The sequence below is a fragment of the Bradyrhizobium sp. 25ACV genome (assembly GCF_054863005.1).
This window is the reverse complement of the sequence record NZ_JAVAYO010000014.1, coordinates 173,376-186,651: the sequence shown is the minus strand read 5'-3', so window position 1 is coordinate 186,651 and position 13,276 is coordinate 173,376. Positions and strand designations below refer to the sequence as shown.

Annotated in this window: 11 protein-coding genes; 5 read left to right on the top strand and 6 right to left on the bottom strand. The window is 65.0% G+C overall.

The features are described 5' to 3' along the window. Positions 1 to 16 precede the first annotated feature (16 nt). Positions 17 to 1,513 carry a CoA-acylating methylmalonate-semialdehyde dehydrogenase gene (locus RAD04_RS28625; protein ID WP_461626462.1) on the bottom strand — a complete coding sequence of 499 codons (1,497 nt, stop codon included), beginning with the start codon at positions 1,511 to 1,513 and terminating at the stop codon, positions 17 to 19. A 101-nt stretch (positions 1,514 to 1,614) separates the two neighbouring features. Between RAD04_RS28625 and RAD04_RS28620 the strand changes: the two genes are divergently transcribed. Continuing rightward, positions 1,615 to 2,529 (top strand): LysR family transcriptional regulator, encoded by a 915-nt coding sequence (locus RAD04_RS28620; RefSeq protein ID WP_461626511.1) that lies wholly within the window; start codon positions 1,615 to 1,617, stop codon positions 2,527 to 2,529. Positions 2,530 to 2,623: 94 nt separating this feature from the next. On the opposite strand, the gene RAD04_RS28615 is transcribed toward RAD04_RS28620, so the two are convergent. Next, positions 2,624 to 3,241: a TetR/AcrR family transcriptional regulator gene (locus RAD04_RS28615; protein WP_461626461.1), complete on the bottom strand. Its 618-nt coding sequence runs from the start codon at positions 3,239 to 3,241 to the stop codon at positions 2,624 to 2,626. Between the two features lie 64 nt (positions 3,242 to 3,305). Next, positions 3,306 to 3,839 carry a PaaI family thioesterase gene (locus RAD04_RS28610; protein ID WP_461626460.1) on the bottom strand — a complete coding sequence of 178 codons (534 nt, stop codon included), beginning with the start codon at positions 3,837 to 3,839 and terminating at the stop codon, positions 3,306 to 3,308. 153 nt (positions 3,840 to 3,992) lie between these two features. On the opposite strand from RAD04_RS28610, the gene RAD04_RS28605 reads away from it, so the two are divergent. The 3 genes from RAD04_RS28605 (at position 3,993) to RAD04_RS28595 (ending at position 7,652) form a co-directional block, all read left to right on the top strand. Further along, positions 3,993 to 4,763, top strand: coding sequence for an enoyl-CoA hydratase (locus tag RAD04_RS28605; RefSeq protein WP_461626459.1), 771 nt, complete (start codon positions 3,993 to 3,995; stop codon positions 4,761 to 4,763). Between the two features lie 279 nt (positions 4,764 to 5,042). After that, on the top strand, positions 5,043 to 6,239 hold the full coding sequence (locus tag RAD04_RS28600; protein WP_461626458.1) for an acetyl-CoA C-acyltransferase: 1,197 nt from the start codon (positions 5,043 to 5,045) through the stop codon (positions 6,237 to 6,239). A gap of 117 nt (positions 6,240 to 6,356) precedes the next feature. Further along, positions 6,357 to 7,652 carry an MFS transporter gene (locus RAD04_RS28595; RefSeq protein ID WP_461626457.1) on the top strand — a complete coding sequence of 432 codons (1,296 nt, stop codon included), beginning with the start codon at positions 6,357 to 6,359 and terminating at the stop codon, positions 7,650 to 7,652. Here RAD04_RS28595 and RAD04_RS28590 read toward each other — a convergent pair. The 3 genes from RAD04_RS28590 to RAD04_RS28580 all read right to left on the bottom strand — a co-directional run bounded on the left by RAD04_RS28590 (position 7,649) and on the right by RAD04_RS28580 (position 10,957). Continuing rightward, positions 7,649 to 9,013 (bottom strand): carbohydrate porin, encoded by a 1,365-nt coding sequence (locus tag RAD04_RS28590; RefSeq protein ID WP_461626456.1) that lies wholly within the window; start codon positions 9,011 to 9,013, stop codon positions 7,649 to 7,651. The two genes, RAD04_RS28595 and RAD04_RS28590, sit on opposite strands and share 4 nt — an antisense overlap. Before the next feature lie 36 nt (positions 9,014 to 9,049). After that, positions 9,050 to 10,066, bottom strand: coding sequence for a transporter (locus tag RAD04_RS28585; protein ID WP_461626455.1), 1,017 nt, complete (start codon positions 10,064 to 10,066; stop codon positions 9,050 to 9,052). A gap of 111 nt (positions 10,067 to 10,177) precedes the next feature. Then, entirely contained in the window at positions 10,178 to 10,957 is a 780-nt protein-coding gene (locus RAD04_RS28580; RefSeq protein WP_461626454.1) for an acetoacetate decarboxylase, read from the bottom strand. A 200-nt stretch (positions 10,958 to 11,157) separates the two neighbouring features. On the opposite strand from RAD04_RS28580, the gene RAD04_RS28575 reads away from it, so the two are divergent. Continuing rightward, positions 11,158 to 12,333 (top strand): patatin-like phospholipase family protein, encoded by a 1,176-nt coding sequence (locus tag RAD04_RS28575; RefSeq protein WP_104463092.1) that lies wholly within the window; start codon positions 11,158 to 11,160, stop codon positions 12,331 to 12,333. The last annotated feature ends 943 nt before the right edge of the window (positions 12,334 to 13,276 follow it).

Below are 13,276 nucleotides of genomic sequence, written 5' to 3'. Positions count from 1 at the left end.
CTCGCTCTCAAGGGGATCACTTCATCAGCGGGATCGAGAACTCCGCGCCTTCCTTGACGCCGGACGGCCAGCGCGAGGTCACCGTCTTGGTCTTGGTGTAGAAGCGGACCGAATCCGGACCGTGCTGGTTGAGATCGCCAAAACCCGACTTCTTCCAGCCGCCAAAGGTGTAATAGGCAATCGGCACCGGAATCGGCACGTTGATGCCGACCATGCCGACATTGACCTTGGCCGCGAAGTCGCGGGCGGCGTCGCCGTCGCGGGTGAAGATCGCAACGCCGTTGCCGTAGTCGTGCTCCGACGGCAGCGCCAGCGCTTCCTTGTAGTCGTGCGCGCGGACGACCGAGAGCACCGGGCCAAAGATCTCTTCCTTGTAGATCCGCATGTCCTTGGTGACGTTGTCGAACAGCGAGCCGCCGAGATAGAAGCCGTTCTCGTAGCCCTGCATCTTGAAGCCGCGGCCGTCGACGGCGAGCGTCGCGCCTTCCTTGATGCCGATGTCGATGTAGCCCTTGACCTTCTCGACCGCCTCGCGCGTCACCAGCGGACCGTAATCGGCGGACGGATCGATCGAGGTGCCGATCTTGAGCGACTCGACGCGCGGGACCAGCTTCTCCATGAGACGGTCGGCAGTGGACTTGCCGACGGGGACCGCGACCGAGACGGCCATGCAGCGCTCGCCGGCCGAGCCGTAGCCCGCGCCGATCAGCGCGTCGACGGCCTGGTCCATGTCGGCATCCGGCATGATGATGGCGTGGTTCTTGGCACCGCCGAAACACTGGCAGCGCTTGCCCGTTTGAGCTGCGCGCTCATAGATGTACTGCGCGATCGGCGTGGAGCCGACGAAGCCGACGGCCTTGATATCGGGATCGTCGAGGATGGCGTCGACCGCCTCCTTGTCGCCGTTGACGACGTTGAGGATGCCGGCCGGCAGGCCCGCCTCGATCATGAGTTCGGCGAGCAGCATCGGCACGCCGGGATCGCGCTCGGAGGGCTTGAGGATGAAGGCGTTGCCGCAGGCGATCGCGGGCGCGAACTTCCACATCGGGATCATCGCCGGGAAGTTGAACGGCGTGATGCCGGCGACGACACCGAGCGCCTGACGCATGGAATAGATGTCGATGCCGGGGCCGGCGCCTTCGGTGTATTCGCCCTTCATCAGATGCGGGATGCCGCAGGCGAACTCGGCGACCTCGAGGCCGCGCTGGATGTCGCCCTTGGCGTCCGGCACGGTCTTGCCGTGCTCGCGCGCGAGCAGCTCGGCCAGCTTGTCGTAGTCGCGCTGAACCAGCTCGACGAATTTCATCATGACGCGGGCGCGGCGCTGCGGGTTGGTCGCGGCCCACTCGGGTTGTGCTGCGCGGGCGTTCTCGACGGCGGCGCGGACCTCGGCCTTGGACGCCAGCGCCACCTTGGCCTGAACGTCACCGGTCATCGGCTCGAAAACGTCGGCGGTGCGGCCAGACGTGCCCTTTACTTCCTTGCCACCGATGAAATGTCCGACTGAGCGCATGAATGATCTCCTTGAGGCCGAGCTTGAACGCTTTGACAAATCCTATCGACCTGCATTTTATAGGATTCAAGTCTGAGATAATGCACCATAGATGTGCGAAAATGCTGGATCAAGGCGCTATCGATTGGGACGACTTCCGCTTCGTGCTGGCCATCGTGCGGGGCGGCTCGGTGTCGGCTGCGGCAAAACAGCTCGGAGTGGACCACGCCACGGTGATCCGCCGCGTCGATCGGCTGGAGAAACACCTGTCGGCCAAGCTATTCGACCGGCGCAAGACCGGCTACCTCCTCACCGAGGCCGGCCAGCGCGTCGCCGACAGCGCGGAAGCCATGGAATCGACCATCGTCGCCAACCAGGAGCAGGTCGGCGGCTCGGTGGCGCGGCTGACGGGGACGGTGCGGATCGGCGCGCCTGATGGCTTCGGCACCGCTTTCCTGGCGCCGCGGCTGGCCCCCTTCGCCGACCGGTATCCCGATCTCGATCTGCAACTTGTGGCCACCGCGCGGCTGTTCAGTCTCTCCAAGCGCGAGGCCGATATCGCCATCAGCCTGACCATGCCGAAGGAAGGCCGCATCGTCGGCCGCAAGCTGCTCGACTACCGCCTCGGCCTCTACGCCGCCCCCACCTATCTGGACCGCTTCCCGAAAATCATCTCGCGGCAGGACCTGCCGCAGCACCGCTTCGTCGGCTACATCGAAGAGCTCTTGTTCACGCCGGAACTCGATTATCTGCCGCAGGTGTCGCCGCGGATCTCCGCGCGCTTCCGCAGCGCCAATCTGATCGCACAGCTCAACGCCACGCTCTCTGGCTTCGGAATCGCAGTGCTGCCGCACTTCATGGCGAGCGATTATCCGCAACTCGTGCCGGTGCTGCCCGAGGAGATCTCGATCACGCGGACATTCTGGATGCTGATGCACGCCGACAGCAAGGATCTGGCGCGGATCCGAGCGGTGGCGGATTACATCGGCGAGATCGTCGAGCGCGAGCGAGCGCTGTTTGCGGGGCGCACTTCGTAGGGTGGATTAGCCGAAGGCGTAACCCACCAGGTCTGTCTCCGCGGAAATCGAAGAGGTGGATTACGCTTCGCTAATCCACCCTACGGCAGCTCGGCTAGTTCTTCGCCTTCTTCACCGCCGCCGCCTTCGGCTCGCGCTTCGTACCTTCCACCGCACTGTCCCGGCCCACCTTCAACACCTCGTCGGACAGCTCGCTCGACCCGGCAATGCGCGCCAGCAGCATGGTGCCGGCCATCGTCGCCAGCGTCGCAACCGCCTGCTTGCGTGCGGCCTTGCGCGGCATGTTCGGAATATTGTCCGCCAGCACCTCGATCATCTCGTCGAGCTTGCCGGCAAAGGCCTTTCGCGCCTTCGGGCTCTCGCGGGCGATCTCGGCACCGAGAGCGGGAATCGAACAGCCATGGCCGGGATTGTCGCGATGCAACGCCGACAGGTAGGCCTCCGCGATCATGGCCAGCCGCTTGTCCGGCGAAACCTCGTCGGTGATCTTGCGCCAGTGCTCCATCGAGCGGTCCATCGCGTAACCGAACGCCTCGATCACCAGCGCCTCGCGGGAATCGAAATGCGCGTAGAAGCCGCCATGGGTCAGGCCCGCCTCCTTCATGAGGTCGGCCACGCCGATGCCATGGGCGCCCTTTTCGCGCAGCCGCACAGAGGCCCTCTTCACGATGCGGTCGTGGGTTTCCTGCTTGTGTTCCCGGGAGTAGCGCATGCGGTTCTCATTGAATGTCGATGGTCATCTCATAACACGCAAATGACGAAAAGGGTGCATTAATTCATGTTAAGTTGCTTCCGATCATGGAAAACGTTGCAGTTGCGTGCACCGCAAGGGCGCCCTTGCCGTCCCGGACGAAGCCTTCGGTGTAGCTGGTCTGCCGTCCCAACTTGATCACCCTGCCTTCGGCCGAGATCAGGCCCGAGCGAACCGAGAGCGGACGCAGGAAGGTCATTTTCAGGTCGAGCGTCACAGAGCTCTGCCCCGCTTCCAACCGGGTCGAGATCGCGCATCCCATCGCGGTATCGAGCAGCGCAGCTGCTGTCGCGCCGTGGATGAGGCCGATGGTGTTTTCGAGATCCTCGCGCGGCTCCAGTTCCACGACGATCCGACCCGGCTCAACCACGCCCACCGTGAAGCCGATCAGTTTCGCAAAAGGCGGCGGCGGCAGCCGGCCGTCGCGAATGCCCAGCATGGCGTCCATGCCCGACAGGCCCATCGCCACTTTCGCGACCGGCGCCGGCACCTGCCAGTCCACCACGCGCTCGCGCCGCTGGGCGGGCGAAAACAGATCGAGTTGGTCGGATTCAGTCATGGCATCCCTTTTATATGATACATGTCATACTATGCCACGGAGTTCGCACTTGCAACTCGCCTCCCACCCGCTTGACAATAAGGACGTTTCGGCCCGGAAGTGGCACCGACCCGCGCGCCTCGCGCCGGTCCACGAAACCTTCGAGATGCCACGATGGAAATGCTCAACCCCCACTGCGGCGTGACGCGCGATACGCGCGGCGTCGTTCATGTCGCGATCTGCAACGCCGGCCCGCTCAATATTCTCGGCTCGCCGGTGACCGACGCCGTGCGCGAAGGCCTGCAGCAGCTTGCATCCGACCGCAGCATCCGCGTCGTGGTGCTGCGCGGCCAGAGCGAGAAGAGCATGATCGGCGGCGCCGACATCAAGGAGATGGCCAAGCTCGACCAACGATCGGCCGAAGACTTCATCAGCCGCCTGCGCGATCTCTGCGAGGCGGTGCGCGCCTTCCCCGCTCCCGTGATCGCGCGCATGCCCGGCTGGTGCCTTGGCGGCGGCCTCGAAGTGGCGGCCGCCTGCGATTTCCGGATTGCCGCGCATGATGCGCATTTCGGAATGCCGGAGGTGCGCGTCGGCATCCCCTCGGTGATCCACGCAGCGCTGTTGCCCCGCCTGATCGGTTGGGCCCGCGCGCGCTGGCTGGTGATGACGGCGGAGAATATCGACGCAGCCACCGCGCTCGCCTGGGGACTGGTCGACAAGGTCGCGGCGGAGGGCGAACTGGACGCGGCCGTCGAGCATACCGTGAAGGCGCTGCTCGAATGCGGCCCGGAGGCGCTGCGCTCGCAGAAGGCGCTGCTGCGGCAATGGGAGGAACTGCCGCTGACGGAGTCGGTGAATTTGAGTGTCAAGGTGTTCGGCGAGTCGTTTCTCACGGACGAGCCGACGCGGCTGATGCAGGCGTTCGTCAACAGGAAGCGGTAGGCGCGAGGAACGAAGGCGCTTCCTCAAAGACGGTGTCATGCTCCGCGAAGGCGGGCATCCGGTACGCCGCAGCCTCTCGGTTCTAGCCGCACGACCTCTGGAATACTGGATCGCCCGCTTTCGCGGGCGATGACAGTGTGCCGTAGGTAAGCCTCCCTCGCTCGAACGACCAAATCTCATCCCACCCACGACATTTTCTCATCCCTGGCGCGGTTGCATTTTTTGCACCGCATCATATGATGATCATAATCTTACACATCACCGCCAGGGAGCCCCATCATGGCTGAAGCCGCCGATCCCGTCGTCATCGTCTCCGCCGCCCGCACCCCGCTCGGCCGCTTCATGGGCAAGCTCTCGCCGCTCCCCGCGCACAAGCTCGGGTCACACGTGATCGGCGCGGCGCTGGAGCGCGCAAGACTTGCACCCGAGAAAGTCGACGAGGTCTTCATGGGCTGTGTGCTGCCGGCCGGACAGGGCCAGGCGCCGGCGCGTCAGGCGGCGCGCGCGGCCGGACTGCCCGACGCCACCGGCGCGACCACAGTCAACAAGGTCTGCGGCTCCGGCTTGAAGGCGACCATGCTTGCGCACGACATCATCCGCGCCGGCTCGGCCGAGATCGTCGTCTCCGGCGGCATGGAGAGCATGAGCAACGCGCCCTATCTGCTCGCCAAGGCGCGCGGCGGCTATCGCGTCGGCCACGACCGTATCATCGACCACATGATGATGGATGGGCTGGAGGATGCCTACGAGACCGGCCGTTCCATGGGCGATTTCGGCGAGGCCACCGCGGAGACATACCAGTTCACCCGCAAGGACCAGGACGCCTATGCGATGGAGACGCTCAGCCGCGCCCGCAAGGCCGTCGAGGGAGGCGCGTTCAAGGCCGAGATTGCGCCGATCACGCTCGCGGAAAAGGCCGGTCCCCGCGTCATCGCCAATGACGAGCATCCGCTGAAAGTCGACCCGGCGAAGATCCCGAGCCTGAAGCCGGCGTTCCGCGCCAACGGCACCATCACGCCGGCCGCCTCCTCCGCCAACGCCGACGGCGCCGCCGCGCTCGTGCTGGCGAAGCGGTCGCTTGCCGATCGGACTGGCCTGCCCATTCTCGCGGAGATCAAGGGCCACGCCACCCACAGCCAGGAGCCGCAATGGTTCACCACGGCGCCGATCCCGGCGATCCGCAAGCTGCTCGACAAGGTCGGCTGGGCTGCCTCCGACGTCGATCTGTTCGAGATCAACGAGGCCTTTGCCGTGGTCGCGATGGCGGCGCAGCGTGACCTCGGCATTCCCCGCGACAAGCTGAACGTCAATGGCGGCGCCTGCGCGCTCGGCCATCCCATCGGCGCCACCGGCGCGCGGCTGATTGTGACCTTGCTGCATGCGCTCGAGGCGAACAATCTCAAGCGCGGTATCGCGGCCCTCTGCATCGGCGGCGGCGAAGCCACGGCGATCGCGGTGGAGCGGTCGGCGCGCTGACGCGCCTGTGTCCGAAATAGAGGGAGGGAAGTCTGTCATTTCAGACTTCCCTTCCCCGTGCCAGACTGGAACCATGACGCGAGTCCCACCGGGCTCGCCAACCCACATTGAGGCCCAATGATCTCGAACTGGCTCGCGGCAGCATTGTCCCGCCGCAACATTCATTACGGCTGGGTGATGGTCGGCGTGACCTTCCTCGCCGCGCTGATCAGCGCCGGCACGGTCGGTGCGCCCGGCGTGTTCATCGTTCCGCTTCAGAAGGAGTTCGGCTGGAGCACGGCGGAGATCTCCTCCGCGCTGTCGATCCGCTTCATCCTGTTCGGACTGATGGCGCCTTTCGCGGCCGCCCTGCTCAACCGCTATGGCCTGCGCAACGTCACGCTGGCGGCTCAGCTGATCGTCGTCTCGGCGCTCGTGCTCTCCCTCGGCATGACCGAGGTCTGGCAGCTCGTCGCGCTGTGGGGCGTGGTGATCGGCATCGGCACCGGCATGACCGCGCTGGTGCTCGGCGCAACCATCGCCACGCGCTGGTTCGCAGACAGGCGCGGCCTCGTCGTCGGCATCATGACTGCGAGCGTCGCCACCGGCCAGCTCGTGTTCCTGCCGCTGCTCGCAAGCCTCACCGAACGCTACGGCTGGCGACTTGCGCTTGGATTCGTCTGCATCATGCTCGGCGTCTCCGCGCTGGCCGTCCTGCTTGCGATGCGCGACCGTCCGAGCGATCTCGGCCTGCGCCCGTACGGCGACGAAGGCACCGAGCCCCTGCCGGCTCCGCCCGTGAGCCACGGCTCGATCACGGGCGTGGCGCTCGGCACGCTACGCGATGCCTCGAAGTCGACCGCATTCTGGATCCTGTTTGCGACCTTCTTCGTCTGCGGCGCTTCCACCAATGGCCTCGTCCAGGTTCACCTGATCCCGATGTGTCTCGATTTCGGCATCCCGCAGGTGCAGGCGGCGAGCCTGCTCGCGGCGATGGGCATCTTCGACTTCTTCGGCACCATCATGTCGGGCTGGCTGTCGGACCGCTATGACAATCGGTATCTCCTGTTCTGGTACTACGGCCTGCGCGGGCTCTCGCTGATCTTCCTGCCCTTCAGCGATTTCTCGTTCTATGGCCTGTCGATCTTCGCGATGTTCTACGGCCTCGACTGGATCGCGACCGTGCCGCCCACCGTGCGCCTCACCGCGCAGAAATTCGGGCCCGAGCGCGCCAACCTGGTGTTCGGCTGGATCTTTGCCGGCCATCAGCTTGGCGCCGGTACCGCCGCCTTCGGTGCCGGCCTGTCACGGACGGTCTATGAGAGCTACCTGCCCGCTTTCTTCATCGCCGGCGCGCTCTGCGTGTTCGCGTCGCTGATCGTGCTGGCGCTGTCGCGGCAACCGAAACTACAGCCGGCAGCGGCCTCAGCCTAGTACCGGATCGTGGTGGTGACGCCGAACACTGCGGCGTCACCGATCCGCGAAACACCGCTCGGATCGTTCGGATTTGCAACGCCGCCGGAGGGACGGAACACATATTGAAAGTAAGGCGCGATCAGCCAGCCCGGCTTGATGTGCGCCTCGTAGATCATCTCGATCAGCGTCTCGTTGCTGCGCACTGGGCTTCGGATGCCGGTGAAGGCCTGCGTATCGACGTCGAGATGGCGCGCGGTGTTCGAGATCCGCATATAGGCCACCGCCACGCCGAAGCGGTCAAGCGGACGGCCCGGCGTGAAACCGACGAGGCCGATGCCACCGTCCATATAGAGGTCGATCAGATTGCGATCCGGCGGGCTGTAGGCGATGCGGCCGAACGCGGTGATGCCGGGGAGCGAGGCCGACGTGCTGGTCTCGGTGACCTCAGGCGGACGATACAGCACCTGCTCGATCACGGCGAAGATGCCGTAATTGCCTTTGAGCTTTGCGGGAATGCCGCTGCCGCCGGGATCGGCGATCGATATCCCCTCCGCCGTCAGGCGCTGGCTGTCGAACGAGCCGTAATGCCTCCACCCACCCGGCGTGAAATTGCCGGCGAGCGGGCGGCCGCCTATATCGATGTCGTAGTTGAAGCGGACCTGCCCGATCACCCATGGCGGATCGTTGATGCGGAATGCCAGGCCATGATGGTCGCGCAGCTGCGGATCGACATCGCCGGGCCCTGATGGATCGCCGTTGAACACCGCACCATACGCGGTGATCTTGTCGGTCAGTGCGGCCTTGATGCGAATGCCGGGCACCGCGATCGGCGGCGCGGGGCCGCCGGCCGGAAGGTTGGACGCCTTGATCGCGGGCCAGCCGAAGGTGCCGTTGATGAAGAGGTCGTCGGTCTGGCTGTCGAAGAACTCAACATCGGCGGCCTGCTGGCCGGCCCGGATGTTCAGGCGGTCATTGAAAAAGCTCTGCTCGACATAGGCATTGTAAAGCCGCTGGTCCGGCAGCGCCTCGATCTCGCTGATGGTGGCGAGGTTCATCACGTAGTTGCGGCTGAGCCCCTGGCCGTAGATGATGAAGGCATTGGCGTAAAAGCGGCCGCCGGTCCAGCCGACCAGTCTGTCGAGATCGGCATCGACCGACAGATCGAGCCGGCCGAATTGGATGACGCCGCGTTTCACGCCGCCGGCGGCATTGGCGATATTGTCTGCGATATAGGTGGCGCCGAAATTCAGGCCCTTGCTGGCAAGGCCGTCATGCCATTCGTTGAACCATTTGGGAAACAGCCATGCGGCCGCGCTCTCGTCCTTGGCACCGGCGAGCGCGCTCGTCGCCGTACAGGCCAGCGCAAGAGCGGCCGCCACGGATATTTGGGTCCCCCAACTCACGATCGACACACGCTACTTGAAGATACCGGTGCGCCGCATGAACAGATAGGCCGCGGCAACCGAGGAGGCCATCAGCACCGCGGCCCAGAGGAATCCGCTCTCGACCTCGGTCAGCGGCAGGCCCTTGGTGTTCATGCCGAAGATGCCGGTGATCAGCGTCGGCGGCAACAACAGCGAGGTCACGATCGAGAGGGTGTGGAGATGGCGGTTGCTCTCCTCCTCGTTCTTGAAGCGCAGCTCTTCCTCCAGCAGGCGACTGCGCTCGCGCAGCTCGACGATGTCGTGATCGAGCCCATCGAGCCGCTGCGCGAGCTTGCCGGCCTGGATCCGCAACGCCGGCGACAAATGATCGGTGTTCTTCTGATCGAGACGGTGAAACAGCGTGCGCAATCCGGTGAGCTGCCGATGCAGCCGCACGCAAGTGCGGCGCAGACGGCCGAGATTGCGGCGCATCTCCGGCTTGGCGTCGTCGGCCAGGATGCGCTCCTCGATATCGTCGATCTCCTGGCCAAGCTTGTCGGCCATCCGGTCAAGCGTGTCGGCGACCTCGTCGACGATCTTTTCGAGCAGATGGGCGACGTTGTCGACGCGGTAGCCGCCTTCGAGCACCCGCCGCGCGGCGTCCGCCGAGCACAGCGCCTGGTGGCGGCCGGAGACCAGCAGCCGCTCGGTCATGGCGAAGCGCAGGAACGCGGTCTCCTCCGTCGCGCTGTCGATCTCGCGCACGAGGTCGGAAAACACGCCATAGACGCAGTGATCGATGAGGTGAAGCTGCTGGAAGGTGTCGCTCGACAGCAGCAGCTCGCGCGCGAGCGGCGGCAGCTGCGACGCCGCGATCCAGGGCCGCGCCCGCGCGTCAGTCAGGTTGAAATGCAGCCAGAGCCGGCCGTCATGGCTGAACTCGATCGGCCGATCGACCGGCAGCGCCTCGGCACTGCCGTCGCTGTGCAGGCGGAAGGCCCAGACCAGGCCGGGAATGGCGGGTTCGCCGTCCGATAGTGCGCTGACAAGCTTTGCCGGCTCAGCCATGGCCAACCCCAACCGCCAACAACTGCCCCATTCCGGAAGATGGCTGACGGCATCTTCCGGACCCCACGCGGGTACTCAATTACGCCAGTGTTACAGTTTGATGATGCCGCCCTATTCCGCCGCGAGCCCCGTCGCGGCCGCCTCGGCTTGCCTGATGTAGTCGTGCACGACGCGGCCGAACGGCAGCGTTAGATCGGCAATGTAATGATGGGCGCCGAGGCAGCGGCGGACCGGGAAATCCGCAACCGGCGCGTTGACATGAGGCACCAGATGCAGCCGGCCCGGCCCCATCCAGGAGCCCTTCGGCACGATGTCGACGAGGTTGATCGCGACCAGTTGGCAGACCTCGAGACGGCCGTCCACGCCCGGGATCATCTTCAGATTGATCTGGGTTTTCGACAGCGTGGCGCGGGTGAGATCGCCGTTGCCGGCCATGCTCTCGTGCTTGTAGCCCATGGTGCCCATGGCGACGAGCTGGCCGGCATATTCCAGCGTGCCCGTCAGCGTGTCCTTGACGATCTCGAGTTTCGGATGGGCGTACTTCTTGGGAAAGCCCCAGATCTCGCGGCCGGCGGCGATCGGCGGATCGTCGTCGAGATACATCTGCGAGACGAAGTTGACGTCCTCGCCGTTGAGGCGCGCGGGGATGACGAGGCCGGATTCGGTGTAGCTGCCGAAGCCGGAGGAATCCGGCATCCTGATCCATTCGTAATGCACGATCGGCTGGTCGATCGGCTGTAATGGCTCAGGCAGGCCGGCGCGGATCAGCTCCGGGTCGGTCTCGTAGGTGATGACGAGGAACTCGCGGTTGACGAACCGATACGGCCCGGCCGGATAGCTCGGCCCTGCCGCGGGCATGGACGGAAGTCTCAGCACGTCTTCGCTTCGCATCGCTGGTCTCCTGTGAATCCTGATCGGCGGCAATTGCTAGCGATCCTCATTGACTGCGATGTGAAGCTTTTCCGTCAGGCGCACGACCCCCTGCCATTGCAGCGTGGTCGGTCTGCATTGCCGGCGATGCATCGGTACCGCCTTGTCATCACGCCGTCACCACGGGACGCAATCGTCTGGCGCAAGCAGGAGGCATCGCCATGGACGCCCGCACGTCGCAACCGACCTATCAGACACATCAGGCGCCCTCGCGGGGCTGGCGGCCCGAGCGCTGCGATCGCGTCGCGCTGGTGCTGCAGGGCGGCGGCGCGCTCGGCGCCTACCAGGCCGGCGTCTATCAGGCGCTGCACGAGGCCGGCATCGAGCCCGACTGGGTCTGCGGTGTCTCGATCGGCGCAATCAACTCCGCCATCATCGCCGGCAACAAGCCGGAGAAACGGCTCGAGGCGCTGCGCATCTTCTGGGAGCGCATCACCAACCGCAAGATCTGGCACTACACGCCCGACGGCGACATCTTCCGCCAGTGGCGCAATCTCACCAGCGCCTGGATGACCTCGGCGATGGGACAGCCGGGCTTCTTCACCCCGCACCAAATGAACCCCTGGTTCAGCCCGGTCGGCGCGCGCACCGCGACCAGCTATTACGACACGATGCCGCTGAAGGAGAGCCTGCTCGAGCTGGTCGACTTCGATCTCATCAACGAGAAGAAGGTCCGCTTCGCGGTCGGCGCGGTCAACGTGCTCTCGGGCAATTTCATCTATTTCGACAATTCCCATGACGAGATCGAGCCGGAGCACATCATGGCCTCCGGCGCCCTGCCCCCGGCGCTGCCGATGGTGCGGATCGGCACCGATCATTTCTGGGACGGCGGCATCGTCTCCAACACGCCGCTGCAGCATCTGCTCGACCAGGAGGATGCGCTCAATTCGCTGGTGTTCCAGGTCGACCTGTTCAGCGCGCGCGGCGTGCTGCCGCGCTCGATCCAGGACGTGATGGCCCGCCACAAGGACATCATGTATTCCTCGCGCACGCGCCACAACACCGACGTCTATCGCCGCACCCACAATCTCAAGGTCCTGCTCCACAAGGCGCTGGCGAAGTTGCCGGACGAGCAGCTGTCCGACGAGGAGCGCAAGCTCAAGGCGAGCCTGTGCCACATGCCGGAGATCGCGATCCTGCATCTGATCTACCAGCAGAAGGCCTATGAGGGCGACGCCAAGGACCACGAATTCTCGGGCACCTCGATGCGCGAGCACTGGACCAGCGGCTATGAGGACACCAAGCGCACCCTGAAGCGCCGCGACTGGATCAAGATGCCGGAGGAAGGCATGGGCCTCGTCGTACACGACGTGCACCGGGAGACGGAGAGCGCATAGGAGCCCTCGTGTCCCGGACGCGCTGCAATGCGTAACATTGCTGCGCAGAGCCGGGACCCAGACACTGCGCGGTCCGTCGCAACATAGGCCCCGGCTCTGCAGCGCATCGTCCTTCTGGACGATGCTTTGCATCGCCAGGGGGACGCTGCGCTGCGTCCGGGGCACGAGACTGCCCATAAAACATGATCCATTCAGAAGACACACTGTCGCATTCTCGCGACCCATTTCGCCCGAGCTTTGCTCTCTTCGTTGCCCTTCTTGTTCAGAAAGGGCGCAGGGAAGGCCGGGCGCCGGCTGGCACCCGCGGTCCCGTGTGCGAACAAGACGCGCACGGGGTGGACAACAGGTGTAGCCGGGCGACCGGCCTTCCCTGCGCGAATGGCTTTACGGCTTATGTCGTGCTCTCCCCGGGGAGCGATGCACTATTGCCCCCGTCGCCTTGCGGATGACTGATGTGCAGACCCGGTTGGGCCGCAACATCACCGCAACACTTGACGCACAGACCCCGGGCGTCAGGACCACACGATTTTGCCGTCCGCGCACATCCCCGTTCCTGTCCCCGATGGCTTGCGTGCGCTCACCATCGAGGCCGAACCGAGGACGCCGTCAGCGCCGTGTCGTATCGCGCGTGCCGCTGCTCACGGGGATTCCCGCCCTGCAGCCAGCCCAGCGCGCCGACGCCGTCGCGGCCACCGCCTCCCGGCCCGCGTCTCGTGACGATCGCGAAACGCCCCTTATGGCGGGCGGGATGGGCCATTGATACGACATATCCGAAATTCGGTAAACAAGAATGTTTTTGCGTCGGGGGATTGACAGGGTGTTTTGCCCGACGGGCGGCGGGCGGGTGTCACCGTGACTGAATATTCGATGCAATAGCGTAATGGGCGTTCGGGTCCCTCCCCTAATCACGGGGGGCGGGCAACAGCAGATCGTTTCGAGCAAG